Raw genomic sequence first — 17,365 nt, 5'->3', positions numbered from 1 at the left:
CAGGCGGCCAGGGCGGAGGGGTCAGAGCGTGCCGAGGGTGACCGTCGTCGTCTGCGCGTTGCCACCGCGCTCGTAGCTGACCTGGACCTTCTGCCCGGGCTGCAGACCGGCCAGCGTCTCGCTCAGCTGACCGGAGCTCAGGATGGCCGTGTTGCCGATCTTCGTGATCACGTCACCTGGCTGGATCCCCGCCTGCGCGGCGGGCCCGCCGCTGATGACGGACACCACGCCCGCGCCGGTCGTGGTGTCCCCGGCGCTGGTCAGCACGGTCCGTGAGGTGATGCCCAGGGCGGCACGGCCGGAGTTGGTGACCTTGCCGTCCTTGATCATCTGATTGGCCAGATTGGTCACCGCCGAGCTCGGGATCGCGAAGCCGATACCCGGCGCCTGCGCCCCGCTCTCGCCGGCGGAGATTGCCGCGAGCGTGTTGATCCCGACGATCTGGTTGGAGAGGTTGACGAGGGCCCCGCCGCTGTTGCCAGGGTTGATCGCCGCCGAGGTCTGCACCATGTTGGGGATGGTCACCCCGGCCGAGCCCGCGCTGCCGGGCTCGGACACAGTGCGTCCGACGGCCGACACGATCCCCTGGGTGACGCTGCTCTCCAGTCCCAGCGGGTTGCCCATGGCCAGCACGATCTGGCCGACCTCCACCTTGCTGCTGTCGACGAAGGTCGCCGGCTTGAGGTTCGATGGCGGCTTGGTCAGCTTGATGACGGCGAGGTCGCTGACCGGATAGGAGTACACCAGCGTCGCGTCGAGCACGGTGGAGCTGTTGGCCAGGGTCACCTGGAAGCTGTTCCCGGTGCCGATGACGTGGGCGTTGGTGACGATGTCACCCTGGCTGTCGTAGACGATGCCCGAGCCGAGACTGTTCGGCGCGGTGATCTGCACGACCGAGGGAAGCACTGCCTTGACCGTGTTCTGGTAGTCCGTCTGAAGGTCGTTGCTGACGCTCGGCGAGGGGGCGGAACCGGACGAGGACGGCGCACTGGTGCACCCCGCCACCGCCGCGAGCACCGCGCCCGCCAGGGCGAGGACCAGGCCGGGCCTGCGGGGCGAACGAGGGGAACCGCCAGTCTCCATGGTCGCGACCTTCCGCTCGGACAAATATGGGAGATTTAACCCTATTGTCCATTTCGCCCCGCTCTCCGCGTCGCAGGCGCGCCCAAGCGGGCCAAGCGGGCCAAGGGGCCCAAGGGGCCGGCGCAACAGCCGCAGAGCAGCAGAAACCCCGGTACGAAGGGAGGGCACTGGGGGCGCCGTCCGGCCGTACCGGGGATGGGGGTGCGTCAGTTGGCCTTACGAGCTGGGGAGCTACAGACCGAGGGACTTCGCGATGACGAGCTTCATGACCTCGCTGGTGCCGCCGTAGATGCGGAACACGCGGTTGTCCGTATAGAGGCGCGCGATCGGGTACTCCAGGATGTAGCCGTAACCACCGTGCAGCTGCAGGCACTTGTCGACGACCCGGGAGCAGACCTCGGTGGTGAACAGCTTGGCCTTGGCCACGTCGGAGGCGGTCAGGTCGCCGGTCTCGAAGTGCTCCAGGGCGCGGTCCACGACGGCCTGGGCCGCGTCGACCTCGGCCTCACAGGCGGCGAGCTCGAACTTGGTGTTCTGGAACTCGGCGACGGCCTGGCCGAAGACCTTGCGGTCCTTGGTGTAGGCCACGGCCAGGTCCACGGCGGCGCGGGCCGCGGCGTAGGCGCCGACGGCGATGGCCAGGCGCTCCTGGACCAGGTTGTGGGCCAGGTAGAAGAATCCCTTGCCCTCCTCGCCGAGCAGGTTCTCGACCGGGACCTTGACGTCGACGAAGGACAGCTCGCCGGTGTCCGAGGTGCGCAGACCGATCTTGTCCAGCTTGCGGCCGACCGTGTAGCCCTCGCTGGTGGTGTCGACGCAGAGGATGGACAGGCCGGTGCGGCGGTTCTCCGGGGTGGCCGGGGAGGTGCGCGCGACGACCAGCATCAGGTCGGCCTGCACACCGCCGGTGATGAAGGTCTTGGCGCCGTTGAGAACGTAGTGCGTGCCGTCCTCGGAGAGCTTGGCGTTGGTGGTCATGCCGGCCAGGTCGGAGCCGGTACCCGGCTCGGTCATGGCGATGGCGGTCATCATCTCGCCGGAGACGAACTTGGGCAGCCAGCGCTTCTTCTGCTCGTCGCTGCCGTACTCCATGAGGTAGGGCAGGCACAGGCCCGTGTGCACCCCGGCACTGCCGAAGCTGACGCCGGCGCGGGCGCACTCCTCGGTGACGACGGCCTGGTACTTGAAGCCGTGCATCCCCGCGCCGCCGAACTCCTCCGGCACCTCGATGCCGAAGACGCCCAGCTCGCCGAGCTTCAGGTAGAAGTCCTTGGGAGCGCGACCCGCCTGCTCCCACTCGGGGTAGACCGGCACGACCTCCTTGGTGATGAAGTCGCGGATGGTCTCCCGGAACGCCTCGTGGTCCTCGGTGAATACGGTGCGGCGCACGATGGCGCTCCCTTCCCTGCTGTCCAAGCTGCCCGGTTGCACTGGTCGAACGAACGTTAAGTTAATCGCCAGTAGGCGCTCTGTCCAGGCCGTGCCGATGTGAGATGGGCAGCACTGGCGGCTGCGCTGCTGAACGATCGATAGGGCGACCCTCACCCTGCCGGTCGCCCGCCCGTCTCGTTCAACCTACGATCTATTGTCCGATTTGTCGCATAGAACCGCAGGCGACAGACACCGCCGCCCCCGCGAACCGATCGCGGGGGCGGCGGGCGTCCGTCAGCGGACCTCTGCGCGCGGGGCAGTTCCGGTCAGCTCGAGGTGAAGTAGCCCGTCACATCGGCGAACAGGTTGAGGCTCCCGCTCGAGTTGTAGAAGTCGATCCGGCCGTTGACGACCGGGATGATCACCAGGTTGGGCACGGTCAGACCGGGCGAGACATTGAGACTGGAGGCGTTCGGGCGGCTCGTTCCGTCCGGGTACACCGTCACGAAGCTCCAGGAGTTCGGCCCGGTCGCGGTCACGTTCATGACGACCGCGGTCACGCCCTTCAGCGGGATCCCGGAGTTGCCCGCGACCTGCAGTCCGATCGTGGCGCCGGCGCCCACCGGCGCGGCGTAACCGCCGACGCCGTAGCGGGTGTCGAGCAGCCGGGTCGGGTTGAGGGTGTGGAACACCGAGCCAGCGTCGCTCGTGAAGTACCCGGTGACGTCGGCGAAAAGATTGACCGTGCCGTGGGCGTTGTAGAAGTTCACCTTCCCGTTCACCACCGGGACGATCGAGAGGTTCGGCGTGGTACGGCCCGGGCCGACGTTCAGGTTGGAGGTGTTCGGGCGGGCCTGGCCGCCCGGGTAGACGGTCACGAAGCTGTCGGCGGTGGCGCCGGTCGCGGTCACGTTCATGACCACGGCGGTGGTGTTCGCCGGTGCGCCGTTCACGTTGGCGACCTGCAGGCTGATCGTGCTGTTGTCCCCCACGGGCTTGCTGAAGCCGCCGATTCCGGACCGGGTGTCGAGTACCCGGGTCGGCCCGGCGCTGACCAGGGTCGAGCCGCCGCCGGTGCTGGTGTAGTAGCCGACCAGATCGGCGAGGAGGTTCACGGTTCCGTGGGCGTTGTAGAAGTCCACCTTCCCGTTCACCACCGGGACGGTGACCAGGTTCGGCACGGTCCGCCCGGCGGGAAAGTTCAGGTTCGAGGTGTTCGGCCGTGACGGTCCGTCGGGGGAGACCGTGACCCAGCTGTCGGCGCTGCCGCCGGTCGCGGTCACGTTCATGACCACCGCCGTCACCCCGGTCGCCGGCACCGTCGCCGTGCCGGCGACCTGCAGGGCGATCATGGAGTTGACGCCCACCGGCTGGCTGAAGCCACCGGTGCCGTTCCGGGTGTCGAGCACCCGGGTCGGCGTGACCGGCACGTAGGTGCCGGTCGGCGGGGTCAGCGGGACCGTGGTCTGCACATCGGACGCCATCACGTAGGCGATCCGGTGGTTGTAGCGAATCGGGTAGTACTGGGTGGTTCCGATCAGCTCGGTGCAGGCCGTCGCCGGGCTGCAGCCGTTGTTGTCGTAGTTGTAGTAGTCGCCGGCCACCTCGGCCGCAGCGACATACGCCTGCCCAGCGGGAATGGTGTAGGGCAGCGGAGTGAGCTGCTGTAGCGGCGAGGCGGCGAGCGTGCTCAGCGAGGCCGGGTACGCGGACGTCTCCGGATAGGCGCGTCCGTACACCGGTATCGCCGCACTGGCCTTGGGGGAGATCAGGGTCAGCGCGGGATTGCTGTTCGCATAGGCGTTCTGGCCACCGGGGTTGTAGAACCAGGCCTTCTTGCCGCCGAACCAGATCGCGGTCCAGTCAGGCGCGATGTCGGCCACGACGAAGGTCTGGCCGTAGACGGCCTTGTCGCTGACGTCACCGCCGGTGGTCCCGGCGGACGCCATTCCGACCGAGTTCAGCAGCGAGTCGCCGATCAGCGGAGCGGTGGCCGAAGCGGCGTTGTGCAGGTAGACGAAGTTGGCGGGGCGTGCGGTGCAGGCGACCGGATTGTGGTTCTGGTCCGTGCAGCCGGTCAGCGCAGGCTCGTTGGCCGCCGTGTACGGCGGGGCGACGGTCACCGTGCCACCGACCACGGCGGTGCCGTTGCCGCTGAGCGGAGCGCCCAGCAGGGTCATGAAGTGACTCCAGTCCCAGTACGGACCCGGGTCGTAGTGCTGGCTCACCACGGGGTTCGCGGACCCCAGCGCGGGCAGGTCGAGTGCGTACGGCGCGTCGTCGTGTCCCAGGATGTGGTCCCGGTCCAGCGGGATGCCGTAGTTCTTGGCGAGGTTCTTCACCAGCGCGGCGGAGGTCTGGTACTCCTGCTCGGAGAACCAGCTGCCGGACTGCAGCGCGAAGCCCTCGTTCTCGACGCCGATCGAGTGCATGTTGACGGTCTTGTTGTCGGCGTGGATGGCGCTGTCCTTCACCTGCACCATCTGGGTCACGCCGCCGGTCGCGGCGACGACGTAGTGGGCGCTGACCCCGGAGTTCGCGGTCGCGAAGGTGGTGACCGCTCCGGTCGCCGAGCCCTCGGTGTCGTGCAGGACGATGTAGCGGATGGTGTCGCCGTCGGTGAGGCGCTGCGCCACGTCGAAGTTGCTCGCTGCGGCGGGGACGAAGCCACAGGTCAGCCCGCTCGGGATGTCCGAGCAGGCGGTCGCGGTCGCTCCGGCGTCGCGCGGGGCGAGTCCGAGCCGGGCCGTCGCTGACGTCTGCGGCCGGACCGAGGGCAGGGCAGCCAGCGTCACCGACTGGTTGTCGCTCGTGGTGCGGGACGCGCCCTGCGCCATCGTCGTGTAGACCCGGTCGGCGAACTGCCGCGCGGTACCGGCGTCCTGACCCTGCGAGTACGTGGCGACCGCCGCGTACCACTGGCCCGGGTCGGTCGGCAGCGAGCCGTTCAGCTTTTGCTCGTAGGAGGCGAGCAGGGCCGCGCCGCCGCGGACGCTCTGCCGCATGTCGTCACGCAGTGCCGCCGCGGGCTGCTTGGTCAGCGCCGCCGCCGCGTCCAGGGTGTGCAGGGCGGGGACGGAGGTGTCCACCGTGTCGACCTGGGCGAGCAGCTTGCCGGTGGGTGCGGGACGCTTGCGTCCGTCACCCCGGGCGTCCAGGTCCGCCTTCTTCTCCGCGTCGGACAGGGGCCGGAGGTCGGAGGCGTTGACCTGGGTGAGCCCCATGACGTTGTAGTTGCCGGTGGCACTCGGCCGGCCCTGGTGGGACTCCCAGAGGGTCTCCTGGTACGAGACGGCGAGCAGCACGCCGACCGGGACGTGGAACTCGGCCGCCGCCGCCGTGAAGTCCGACTGCAGCGAGACGGACGCCGCCGGTGTGGAGGCGGGGACGGGGCTGGCCACGGGTGCCGGCAGCTTGCCCGGCGCAGCCTCGGCCACCGCGCCTATCACCAGTGCCGAGACGGCTAGTCCGACAGCGGCGCCGGCCCATACCCGCGATTTCGACCGTCCATGCCGAGCCGTGCTTCGACCACGTCTTGCTGTCAACGCTGTGCCCCTGCCCTGAACTCAAGTGCGGGTCAGCCGTGATGCCCCGGCCTGTTCCCCGCCTGCGCGAACGCCGTCCGCAGCGCTGCCGACGGCCGTGACTGGCACCCCCGCCAATCGAACACATGCCAAATGCTGGGAAACGCTAGCACTAGTTGCTGTGACTCCTCCCCCGGCTAAAGCCGGGGGCTTCTCGCTATGCCGAGTTGGCGTTGCGACGGACCAGCCCGGCCCGTAGAACGTTGGTGGCTGCCACTGTGTCGGCGTGTGCGCTGTGGCCGCACGACTGGCAGTGGAACCTCTCCTGGGTGGGCCGGTTCTCCTTCGCGGTGTGCCCGCACGCGGGGCAGGTGCGGGAGGTGTTGCGGGGGTCCACGGCGATCACTTCCCGACCGGCGCTTTCAGCCTTGCTGGTGAGGATCGTGAGGAACACCCCCCAACCGGCGTCCATGATCGAGCGGTTGAGTCCAGTCTTCGCGGCTGCCCCGTTGGGCAGGAACACGCCTGGCTGCTCGGGGTGGGGCTTGGGCGCGACAGCGCGGGACATGTTGCGGATCTTGAGGTCTTCGTACGCGATGAAGTCATGCTCACGGACCAGGGTGAGGGCGGTCTTGTGCGCGTGGTCGAGCCGCTGGCGACGCACCTTGCCGTGCAGGGCGGCGACCTTCTGCACCGCGCGCCGGTGGTTGCCGGTGCGCTTGTCCCGCCCGACACGCGGGAACCGGGACAGCGCCTGCTGTGCGGCTTCGAGCTTCGCGGCGGCGGCGCGTGCGTGCCGGGGGTTCGCGACGAACCGGCCGCCGGAGTCGGCGAGGAAGTTGGCGATGCCCAGGTCGATACCCACGACGCTGCCGGTCGCGGGCAGCGGCTCGGGCTGCTCCTGCTCGGCGGTCAGCACGACGAACCACTTACGGCTCTCGCGTTTGACCGAGACGGTTTTGACCTTGCCGACCACGGTCCGGTGCTGGTTGACCTTGACGTGCCCGACACCCTGGAAGCGGACACGAGTAACGGGGTCGTGCGGGGTCGCGTTCCAGCGGCAGCCGTCCCCGTCCTTCGGGAACTCCACCGTGTCGAACCAGCTCTGACCGCGAAAGCGCGGATAGCCGGGCGTCTGGCCGGACTTGACCCGGCGGAAGAACGCCGCGAACGCCTTGTCGAGACGGCGAAGCGTGGCCTGCTGCGAGGAGAACGACCACCGGCCCTGACGCTCCGGGTCGAACACCCGGATCTCCTTGAGCTGCGCGGACTGCATCCCGTACTTCACACTCGTCTTCGAGACGTGCCGGAAGGCGTCACGGCGCTCCTGCAAAGCCCCGTGGTAGAGGGAACAGTGATCGCGCAGCATCTCGCCCAGCGCCTGGGCCTGACCGACGGTGGGCCGCAGGAGAAATTTGTACGCACGGAGCATCCAACCCACCCCCTTCGGTCGTTGATGTGAGCAACATGCCACACGCCACCGACAATGCGCACTGTGCTCCGGCGCTTCGCGCCTCCGGGCCAGGGATGGCATTCCCGCCCGGCCTGAAGGCCGGGATTCCCTGCGAAGATCAAGGGATGGAACGCGACCGTTGGGGCGTCTGTGATGTGCCTGTTCGTGCAACGATGTGGTCATGGCTGACGCGAACCGAACGCCCCGTAACGAGCAGTCCGAACCGCTCTCCCCCACCGGCCCGCAACAGGTGATCGAGTACGGGGACTACCGTGCGGTGCTCACCGGGGTAGGCGCGGGACTGCGGGGCCTGAGCCACCGGGGGCGTCCCCTGGTCGTCAAGTACCCGGTGGGGCAGGCGCCTCCGGGCGGCGCCGGGCAGTTGCTGGTTCCGTGGCCCAACCGGGTCCGCGACGGCAGGTACGCGTTCAACGGCCAGGAGCAGCAGCTCGACATCAGCGAACCGGCCACCCACAACGCCAGCCACGGCTTCGTCCGCTGGCTCCCCTGGCGGGTCGTCGCCGAGGACGCCGCGTCGGTCCGCTTCGGACTGCGGCTCTACCCGATGCACGGCTACCCGCACATCCTGGAACTGACGGCCTCGTACAGGCTGGGCGAGGGCGGGCTCAGCGTCGAGGTCGCCGCCCGCAACGTCGGCCCGACCGCCGCCCCCTACGGCATCGGCGCGCACCCGTACCTGACGCTGGGTCTGGGCCCTGGCAGCCTGGACGACGCGGTGCTCGAACTCCCCGCGGACACCTGGATCCCGGTGGACGAGCGCCTGATCCCGACCGGGCGGGAGGACGTGGGCGGCACCGGGTACGACTTCCGGAAGGCCAGGGCGATCGGCGACACCCGGCTCGACACGGCGTTCACCGACCTGCACCGGGACGCCGACGGGCGCGCCCGGGTCCGGCTCACCAGCCCGGACGGCGGCCGCGGAGCCGAGCTGTGGGTCGGCGAGGAGATCGGCTGGCTGCAGCTCTACTCGGGAGACGGCCTGCCGGGCGCCTACCGTCGCGCGGGCGTCGCCGTGGAGCCGATGAGCTGCCCGCCGAACGCCCTGGCCACCGGCGAGGACGTGGTCCGGCTGGAGCCCGGCGAGCGTGTGGCGCACCACTGGGGGATCAGCGCCCTGTAGGGCTGCCGGACCGGGCCCCCACCGCCGTAGAGTTGGGCGGGAAGGGGGTACGCACATGCGCGCGTTGCAGGGTTGGCGGCAGATCTCAGGGGCGCACTCCGGTCCGCAGACCGCCGAGGAGATGATCGCGGAGGCCCGGAAGGCGTTCTTCGTGATGTTCGCCTTCATGGTGGTCATCTGGACCGTGCAGATCGTCAACTGGGCCGGGCACTACCAGCTCGACCAGGACTACGGGCTGGTCCCGCAACAGCCCAGCCGGCTGCCCGACATCTTCACCGCGCCCTTCCTGCACTTCAGCTGGCAGCACATCGAGGGCAACTCGGGGCCGCTGTTCGTCTTCGGCTTCCTGGCCGCCTACCGGGGCGTCGTGCGCTTCCTGTGGCTGACTCTGCTCGTCGCCCTGACCAGCGGATTCGCCGTGTGGATCTTCCAGGGGACGAACACCCTCGGGGTCGGCGCGAGCGGGCTGATCTTCGGCTACTTCGGGTACGTGGTGCTGCGCGGCATCTTCGACCGGCACCTCATCGACACCCTCATCGGCGTGGTGATGGCGGCGTCCTTCGCCTACCTGGTGACGATCGCACTGCCCGGCACCCCCGGGGTGAGCTGGCTGGCCCACCTGGGCGGGCTGGTCGGCGGCATCATCGGGGCATGGCTGCTGCGCGACCGACGGCCGAGGGCGGTACCGGCGGCGGCAGGCCCGGCCCCGGGCGGGCTGCTGCCGGCGCAGACGCCGACGCGCTCGTCGGCGCAGACGTCGACCGCCGTCGACCCCAGCCGGAGCGACCTGCACAAGGAACTGGGCGATCTGGGCCTGCTGTGACAGCTGCGACCGGTGTGACCGCTGTGACTTCGGCGCTCTGACCGGACTGACGGCTTCGGAACACAAGATCGGCACCAAATCCACAGGGCCGCCACAGACTCGGCTCATGTCTTTCTCATCTGGCCTGGGCACGGTATCGGCATGACCACCATGCCCCCTGCCGCCGAGGCGGCCCCCGCCGATCTTCGCCGCCCCGACGGCAGCCCCGTGCGCGTCCTCGTCGTCGACGACGAGGCCCCGCTGGCCGACCTGCTCTCCATGGCCCTGCGCTACGAGGGCTGGCAGACCGCGACCGCCGGCGACGGCGCGGAAGCGCTGCGCGCCGCTCGCGAGTTCCGCCCCGACGCGGTGATCCTCGACGTGATGCTGCCCGACCTCAGCGGACTGGAGGTGATGCGCCGCCTGCGCGCCGACCAGCACGACGTGCCGGTGCTCTTCCTCACCGCCAAGGACTCCGTCGAGGACCGCATCGCCGGACTCACGGCCGGCGGCGACGACTACGTCACCAAGCCGTTCAGCCTGGAGGAGGTCGTCGCGCGGCTGCGCGGGCTGCTGCGCCGCTCGGGCGCGGCTGCCGCGCGGGCCGAGTCGGTGCTGGTCGTCGGCGACCTCACCCTGGACGAGGACAGCCGCGAGGTGTTCCGCGGCGACGACTCGATCCGGCTCACCGCCACCGAGTTCGAACTGCTGCGCTTCCTGATGCGGAACCCGCGCCGGGTGCTGAGCAAGCCGCAGATCCTGGACCGGGTGTGGTCCTACGACTTCGGCGGACAGGGCAACGTCGTCGAGCTGTACATCTCCTACCTGCGCCGCAAGATAGACGCCGGACGCGCACCGATGATCCACACCATGCGCGGCGCCGGGTACGTCCTCAAGCCCGCGGACGCTGGCGCGGGCACGCCGAGGCGATGAGATGACTGCGAGCCGGTTCCGCCGCTGGTCAACCTGGTCCCTCCGGACCAGACTGCTGGTCACCACGACGGTGATGCTGGCCGTGGTGAGCAGCGCGATCGCGCTCGCCACCACGCTGAACCTGAAGCAGAACCTGAACGCTGCCGCGGAGGTCAAACTCCAGCAGGCCTTCGGTCAGACGATGCGCTTCACTTCCGCCGGCGACGGACCGGGCCCCAGCCCCTCTGTGCCCCAGCCGGCCGACAGCCTGAAGTTCCTCCTGGGTCTGCCTGACTCCACGCTCGGTGCCTGGATACACAGTGATGGTGCCGTTACGGCGGGCACCATCACCAACAGCACTGACACCAGCACCGCACCGCAACGATCGGTGACGCAGGTCACCAACAGTGAGGCGGCGCCACTGGATGCAGCCGCCGGTGCTGTGCAGAACGAGAGGATCAGCCTGCCCGTTCTGGGCGACTATCTGGTCAGCTCGCAGCAGGTGAACGGCGAGACCCTGGTCGTCGGGGTTTCGCTCGCGAGCAGCGAATCCACGGTCAGCCAACTCATCGCGGTGGAGGCGGTGGTCACTGTCGCGGGCCTGATCGTGGCCGGATTTCTTTCGTTCGCGCTGATCCGGCTCTCGCTGCGGCCGTTGGACCGGGTCGCCGCCACCGCCGTGCGCATCTCGCGGCAGCCGCTGGACCGGGGCGAGGTCGGCAAGCTGGTCCGCGTGCCCGCCGCGGACACCGACACCCGTACCGAGGCCGGACAAGTCGGCTCCTCGCTGAATCGACTCATCGACCACGTCGCCAACGCCCTCGCCGCACGCCATGCCAGCGAGACCCGGGTCCGCCAGTTCGTCGCCGACGCCAGCCACGAGCTGCGCACCCCCCTGGCGTCCATCGCCGGATACGCCGAACTCACCCGGCGCGGACACGAGGCCGTGCCTCCCGACACCGCGTACGCGCTCAGCCGGGTCGAGTCCGAGGCGGCGCGGATGACCCGCCTCGTCGAGGACCTGCTGCTGCTCGCCCGCCTCGACGCGGGGCGCCCGCTGGAGCGGGAGCCCGTCGACCTGTCGCCCCTCGTCGTGGACGCGGTCCGCGACGCCCACGCCGCCACGCCCGACCACAAGTGGCAGGTCGAACTGCCCGACGAACCGGTGATGGTGAACGGCGACACGCACCGGCTGCACCAGGTCCTGGTCAACCTCCTCGCCAACGCGGGCAAGCACACGCCGACCGGCACGACGGTCACCGCGTCGGTCACCGCGCAGGGGAACCGCTGCGAACTGCGGATCGCCGACGACGGCCCCGGTATCCCACCCGCACTGCTGCCGACCGTGTTCGAGCGCTTCGCCCGTGGCGACAGCTCCCGTTCCCGCGCGGCCGGCAGCACCGGCCTGGGCCTCGCCATCGTCGCGGCTGTCGCCGCCTCCCACGGCGGCGACGTCAGCGTACGGAGCGTCCCGGGCGACACCGCCTTCACCGTGCGGCTGCCCATCTGCGGATCCGGGCCCGGATTCGCGCTCGCGCCTTCGCCCGCGCCCGCGCCCGCGCCCGCGAACTGACAGTCCCCGCACAGCATCGGCACACCTCGACAACAGCGCGCTCGGCGAGATTGAGGGGGACCACCCAGCCCCTCGACGAGAAGGTGCCCGATGACCGAGACCGCCCCGCAGCTCCGGGTCGATCCCCAACCACCTGCCCCTGGGCCAGTCGCCGAACCCGCGCCGCCTGCCGCAGGCGACCCGCGCTGGGTTCGGCCCGCGTTCTTCGGCCTCCTCCTCGTCACCGCGGTCCTCTACCTCTGGGACCTCAGCGCCTCGGGCTGGGCCAACCAGTTCTACTCGGCGGCGGTACAGGCAGGCACCAAGAGCTGGGAGGCCATGTTCTACGGCTCCTCCGACGCCGCCAACTTCATCACCGTCGACAAGCCCCCGGCGTCCCTGTGGGTCATGGAGATCTCCACCCGGATCTTCGGCGTCCACTCCTGGTCGATCCTCGCTCCGCAGGCCCTGGAGGGCGTCGCCACCGTCGCCGTCGTGTACGCGGCCGTACGCCGCCGCTTCTCCCCCGCCGCCGGGCTGATCGCCGGCGCAGCCCTCGCACTCACCCCGGTCGCGGCGCTGATGTTCCGCTTCAACAACCCCGACGCGCTACTCGCGCTGCTGCTCGCCCTGGCCGGCTACGCCGTACTCCGGGCCCAGGAGCAGGCGCAGACGCGCTGGCTGGTGCTCGCCGCGGCCTGCGTGGGCACGGCCTTCCTCACCAAGACCCTGCAGGCGTTCCTGATCCTGCCCGCGCTGGGTCTCACCTACCTGCTGTTCGCCCCGACCGGCCTGTGGCGCCGGATCAGGCAACTGCTGATCGCCACCCTGGTGCTGGTGGTGAGCAGCGGCTGGTGGGTCGCCGTCGTGGAGCTGACGCCTGCCGCGTACCGCCCGTACATCGGCGGCAGCCAGCACAACAGCTTCCTGGAACTCACCTTCGGCTACAACGGTTTCGGGCGCCTCAGCGGCTCCGAGACCGGCAGCGTGGGCGGTGGGGGCGGGGGCGCGACCAGCACCGGGATGTGGGGCAGCACCGGGCTCGGCCGCCTCTTCGGCTCCGAGATGGGCGGGCAGATCGCCTGGCTGCTCCCGGCGGCGTTCCTGCTGCTGGCCGCCGGCCTGTTCCTCACCTGGCGCCGCCCGCGCGTCGACGCCCGACGCGCGGCGTTCGTGCTCTGGGGTCTGGCCCTGCTGACGACGTTTCTGACGTTCAGTCTGATGAAGGGCATCTTCCACCCGTACTACAACGTCGCGTTGGCCCCCTACATCGCGGCGCTGGTCGGCATGGGCTCGGGGTTGCTCTGGGAGCAGCGACGCGGCTGGTTCGCCGCAATCGGGCTGGCCGTGGTCGTCGGCGCGACGGCGGTGTGGTCGTTCGTGCTGCTGGAGCGAAGTGCGGACTGGCTCCCGTGGCTGCGGTACACCGTGCTGATTGTGGGCCTGCTGGCCGCGTTGGGACTGGTCTTCGTCGGGCATCTCCCGGCCGGCTTCGGCCGGGCCCTCGCCATCATCGGCCTGGCGGCGTCGCTGGCCGGACCGGCGGCGTACACGATCCAGACCGTCGGCACCGCGCACGGCGGCTCGCTGCCCAGCGCGGGACCGACGGTGTCGGGCGGTGGCTTCGGCGGGGGCGGGGGCGGCGGCTTCGGCGGGGGCGCGGGTCGTGCGGGTGGGCGGACCGGTGTGCGCCCGGGCGGCGCAGGCGGCGGCTTCCCCGGCACGCCGCCGCAGGGCGCGGGCCAGGGCCAGGGGACGACCGGACAGGCCCCCGGCGCCGGAACGGGTCAGGCCGGCACCGGCGGAACGGCCGGCACGGGTCGCGCGGGCGGCATGGGCGGTGGGATGGGCGGCTTCGGCACTCTCCTGAACGGCTCCAGCCCGGGCAGCGCGATCACCGCCCTCCTCAAGGCCGACGCGGGCACGTACACCTGGGTCGCCGCCGCCGTCGGCTCCCAGAACTCAGCGGGCTACCAACTCGCAACCGGCGACCCGGTGATGGCCCTCGGCGGCTTCAACGGCACGGACGCCGCCCCCAGTCTCGCCCAGTTCGAGCAGTACGTCCGCGCCGGAAAGATCCACTACTTCATCGGCGGTAGCACGGGCATGGGCGGCAGCAGCGGCAGCACCTACTCGTCGCAGATCGCCACCTGGGTCGCTGCGCACTACACGTCCAGCACGGTGGACGGTGTGACGGTCTACGACCTCACCAAGGCCAAGACCAGCCCCGGCTGAGCGGACACCACGGGGCCGCCGGGGAGCTGAGACACTCCCCGGCGGCCCCCGGCGGCCCCCGGCGATCCCCGGCGGCCTTCCGCCGAAAGCGGTGCGGGCGTCGCGAGCCGGGGCCACCGACACCCTCCTGTGTGCGTGCGCTCGGCGAGCGGCGGCTCAGCCGGCGGCGGTGATCGGGACCGCCGTGCCGGAGACCCGGATGCGGAGGTCACCCTCCCGGAGTTCCACCCGGAGCAGGCCGGGTCGTCCCATGTCGTCGCCCTGGTGCAGCGTCAGCTCGGCGGCGGGGCCGACCTGATCGAGCTCGCGCAGGTACGCGCCGAAGGCCGCCGCCGCCGCGCCGGTCGCCGGGTCCTCGATGACGCCGCCGACCGGGAAGGGGTCGCGGACGTGGAAGGTGTGCGCGTCCTGTCGCCACACCAGTTGGAGCGTGGTCAGGTCGCGGTCCGTCATGAAGCGGGCCAGGCGGTCGAAATCGTAGGCCAGCTCGGCCAGGCGTTCGCAGGTGGCCGCGGCCAGGACGAGGTGCCGGGCGCCGGCGTAGGCGATCCGGGGCGGCAGGGTCGGGTCGAGGTCGTCCGTGCTCCAGCCCAGGGTGTCCAGCGCCTCGGCGACGTCCGCCTCGGAGACCGCGTCCACGTGGGGGGCGACGCTGGTCAGGGTGGCCCGCAGGGTTCCGTCCGGTCCACCGACCACCTCGACCGGCACCGATCCGGCCCGGGTCGCGAAGTGCAGCTCGCCCGAGCCGATGCGCTCGGCGAGCGCGACGGCCGTGGCGACGGTGGCGTGGCCGCAGAACGGGACCTCGGCCCTGGGGCTGAAATAGCGGACGTCGAACGCCCGTCCAGGAGCCAACGACAGCGGGGCGGTCTCCGTCGCGGGAGTGAGAAAGGCGGTCTCCGAGTAGCCGACCTCGGCGGCGACAGCGAGCATCGTGGCGTCGTCCAAGCCGGTCGCGTCGAGCACGACACCTGCCGGATTGCCGCCGGACGGGTCCGTGGTGAAGGCCGCGTAGCGGAGGACGTCGGGGGCGGTAGCGCCGGGAGCAGTCGTCATGCTCGCTGGAACCTGCGAGCCTGGCCCGTTTGTTCCAGGGAGCGGAGGTTCCCGAGGAGCCGGGTGTCCAGACGACGCGCACAGCAGGGCCGAAGATTGCGCAAAGCCCTGCAAGAACTTGCTGCAGCACCCTTGACGCGCCCTCTCCGGCGCGAGCAGGGTCGTGCCCACGCACTGCGCGCGCCTCGAAGCAACGCACTGGACGGCGGACCGACCTGGCGCGCGAAACCCCACCCTGCCGTGCGCCCCCACCCCCACGGGAGTCCCCGATGCGCCACCAGTCCGAGCCGACGACCGCTCCACAACCCGGCGCTCCACAACCCGGAACAGGACGCGCCGGCAGAGGTCGCGCGAGGCTTCGCGCCGTCCTCGCCTCCGGCGCCCTGCTCACCGCGGGCATCGTCCCGCTCACCCTGGCCGCCTCGGCGGGCACCGCCCACGCGGCGATGAACAGCAGCGACGTCATCGCCAACCTGTTCATGTGGAACTGGAAGTCGGTCGCCAACGAGTGCACCACCGTGCTGGGCCCCGCCGGATACGGAGGCGTGCAGGTCGCGCCACCGGAGGACTCGACGACCGTCTCCGGCCACCCCTGGTGGGAGATCTACCAGCCGGTCGACTACAACCTCAACAGCCGGATGGGCACCGAGACCCAGTTCGCCTCGATGGTCTCCAGCTGCCGCGCCGCCGGGGTCAAGGTGTACGTCGACACCGTCATCAACCACATGACCGGGCAGGGCAGCAGCTCGTACGGCGGCGTCACCGGGTACAGCAAGTACACCTACCCAGGGCTCTACTCCACCGCCGACTTCCACCACTACCCGGCCGACTGCCCGGAGTCGGACGGCCAGATCCACAACTGGAACGACTACACCGAGGTCACCCACTGCGAGCTCGACAACCTCGCCGACCTGCGCACCGAGTCGGACTACGTCCGCACCCAGATCGCCGGATACCTCAACAAGCTGATCGGGTACGGCGTCTCGGGCTTCCGCGTGGACGCGGCCAAGCACATCGGCGAGACCGACCTCGCCGCCATCGAGGGCAAGCTCAACACCACCGCCGACGGCACCGCCCCATACGTCGCCCAGGAGGTGGCGGCCGGAGGCACCGGGCAGCTGGCGCCCTCCGCCTTCGAGGGCACCGGCAGCCTGCTCGGCTTCGACTACGCCGACGACCTGAAGGCCCAGTTCACCGGCAGCATCGCCAACCTGAAGACCTTCGGCTCCTCCTGGGGCCTGCTCCCGGCCAACAAGGAACTGACCTTCGTCGAGAACCACGACACCGAGCGCGACGGCTCCACGCTCAGCTACAAGTCGGGCGCCGCCAACACGCTCGCGACGGAGTTCGAACTCGCCTGGGGTTACGGAACCCCTGAGGTCTACGCCGGATTCGACTTCACCAACAGCGACGACTCGCCCCCGGCCGACAGCAACGGCTTCGTCACCGGCACCACCTGCGGCAGCGGTTGGGAGTGCACCGACCGGATCACCGGCGTCAACCACCTTGTGGCCTGGCACAACCACACGGCCGGGCAGTCGGTGGCCAACTGGTACGACGACGGATCCAACCTGATCGCCTTCAGCCGGGGCAACCAGGGCTGGATCGCCATCAACAACGAGAGCTCGGCGCAGACGAAGACCTTCGCGACCGGCCTCGCGGCCGGTACCTACTGCGACATCGTCCACGGCGCGGTCAGCGGCGGCAGCTGCAGCGGCCCGACGTTCGTCGTGAACGGGAGCGGCAACGCGAGCGTCACCGTCCCGGCGATGGACTCGGTCGCCTTCGACACCTCCGACGTGGTCTCCGCCTCCTCGGTCGTGAGCGAGACGTTCAGCGAGAACGCCACCACCGTCTGGGGCCAGAACGTCTACGTCGTCGGCTCCATCCCCGCCCTCGGCGGCTGGAACACCAGCAACGCCGTCCTGCTGTCCTCCGCGAGCTACCCGGTCTGGACCGGCACGCTGTCCCTGCCCCCGAACACATACGTCGAGTACAAGTACATCAAGAAGGACGCCAGCGGCACCGTCACCTGGGAGAGCGGCAGCAACCGCAGCACCACCACTCCGGCCTCCGGCAGCGCCACGCTCAACGACACCTGGAAGTAGGAAGCAGGAGGTAGGGAGCACACCCGCAGCACGCGGCACGGTGCGGACAACCGGTCACCCGGATGCCCCATCCGCGTCGCGCCCTGCGGGTGTGCTCCCTAGCGTCGCCGGAGACGAGGCGTAGTCGA

Annotated in this window: 11 protein-coding genes; 6 read left to right on the top strand and 5 right to left on the bottom strand. The window is 70.2% G+C overall.

All coding sequences use genetic code 11. The annotated features are described in order from the left end of the window. Positions 1 to 21: 21 nt before the first annotated feature. The 4 genes from ABIA33_RS01275 to ABIA33_RS01260 all read right to left on the bottom strand — a co-directional run bounded on the left by ABIA33_RS01275 (position 22) and on the right by ABIA33_RS01260 (position 7,410). Entirely contained in the window at positions 22 to 1,083 is a 1,062-nt protein-coding gene (locus ABIA33_RS01275; protein ID WP_370075940.1) for a S1C family serine protease, read from the bottom strand. 231 nt (positions 1,084 to 1,314) lie between these two features. Beyond that, positions 1,315 to 2,472: an acyl-CoA dehydrogenase family protein gene (locus ABIA33_RS01270; RefSeq protein ID WP_370075938.1), complete on the bottom strand. Its 1,158-nt coding sequence runs from the start codon at positions 2,470 to 2,472 to the stop codon at positions 1,315 to 1,317. A 308-nt stretch (positions 2,473 to 2,780) separates the two neighbouring features. Then, a complete protein-coding gene (locus ABIA33_RS01265) occupies positions 2,781 to 5,891 on the bottom strand; it encodes an N-acetylmuramoyl-L-alanine amidase (protein ID WP_370075936.1) in 3,111 nt (1,036 codons plus the stop codon). Between the two features lie 304 nt (positions 5,892 to 6,195). Then, positions 6,196 to 7,410 carry an RNA-guided endonuclease InsQ/TnpB family protein gene (locus tag ABIA33_RS01260; protein ID WP_370075934.1) on the bottom strand — a complete coding sequence of 405 codons (1,215 nt, stop codon included), beginning with the start codon at positions 7,408 to 7,410 and terminating at the stop codon, positions 6,196 to 6,198. A 202-nt stretch (positions 7,411 to 7,612) separates the two neighbouring features. Between ABIA33_RS01260 and ABIA33_RS01255 the strand changes: the two genes are divergently transcribed. The 5 genes from ABIA33_RS01255 to ABIA33_RS01235 all read left to right on the top strand — a co-directional run bounded on the left by ABIA33_RS01255 (position 7,613) and on the right by ABIA33_RS01235 (position 14,073). Then, entirely contained in the window at positions 7,613 to 8,572 is a 960-nt protein-coding gene (locus tag ABIA33_RS01255) for an aldose 1-epimerase family protein (RefSeq protein WP_370075932.1), read from the top strand. A 55-nt stretch (positions 8,573 to 8,627) separates the two neighbouring features. Continuing rightward, positions 8,628 to 9,395, top strand: a complete 768-nt coding sequence (locus ABIA33_RS01250; protein ID WP_370075930.1) for a rhomboid family intramembrane serine protease — start codon at positions 8,628 to 8,630, stop codon at positions 9,393 to 9,395. 141 nt (positions 9,396 to 9,536) lie between these two features. After that, the gene (locus ABIA33_RS01245; RefSeq protein WP_370075928.1) at positions 9,537 to 10,307 is read left to right on the top strand and encodes a response regulator transcription factor; all 771 of its coding nucleotides are present in this window, start codon (positions 9,537 to 9,539) and stop codon (positions 10,305 to 10,307) included. A gap of 1 nt (position 10,308) precedes the next feature. Next, on the top strand, positions 10,309 to 11,859 hold the full coding sequence (locus ABIA33_RS01240) for a sensor histidine kinase (RefSeq protein WP_370075926.1): 1,551 nt from the start codon (positions 10,309 to 10,311) through the stop codon (positions 11,857 to 11,859). 90 nt (positions 11,860 to 11,949) lie between these two features. Further along, positions 11,950 to 14,073 carry an ArnT family glycosyltransferase gene (locus tag ABIA33_RS01235; protein WP_370075924.1) on the top strand — a complete coding sequence of 708 codons (2,124 nt, stop codon included), beginning with the start codon at positions 11,950 to 11,952 and terminating at the stop codon, positions 14,071 to 14,073. Between the two features lie 156 nt (positions 14,074 to 14,229). Here ABIA33_RS01235 and ABIA33_RS01230 read toward each other — a convergent pair whose 3' ends face one another. Next, positions 14,230 to 15,129 (bottom strand): PhzF family phenazine biosynthesis protein, encoded by a 900-nt coding sequence (locus tag ABIA33_RS01230; RefSeq protein WP_370075922.1) that lies wholly within the window; start codon positions 15,127 to 15,129, stop codon positions 14,230 to 14,232. Positions 15,130 to 15,398: 269 nt separating this feature from the next. Here ABIA33_RS01230 and ABIA33_RS01225 point away from each other — a divergent pair, with 269 nt between their 5' ends. Then, on the top strand, positions 15,399 to 17,237 hold the full coding sequence (locus tag ABIA33_RS01225; protein WP_370075920.1) for a carbohydrate-binding module family 20 domain-containing protein: 1,839 nt from the start codon (positions 15,399 to 15,401) through the stop codon (positions 17,235 to 17,237). Positions 17,238 to 17,365 lie beyond the last annotated feature (128 nt).

It is taken from the genome of Streptacidiphilus sp. MAP12-16, from assembly GCF_041262165.1.
Lineage (GTDB): Bacteria > Actinomycetota > Actinomycetes > Streptomycetales > Streptomycetaceae > Streptacidiphilus.
Note: the sequence above shows the minus strand (reverse complement) of the source record. Positions and strands in the feature narration are given on the sequence as shown.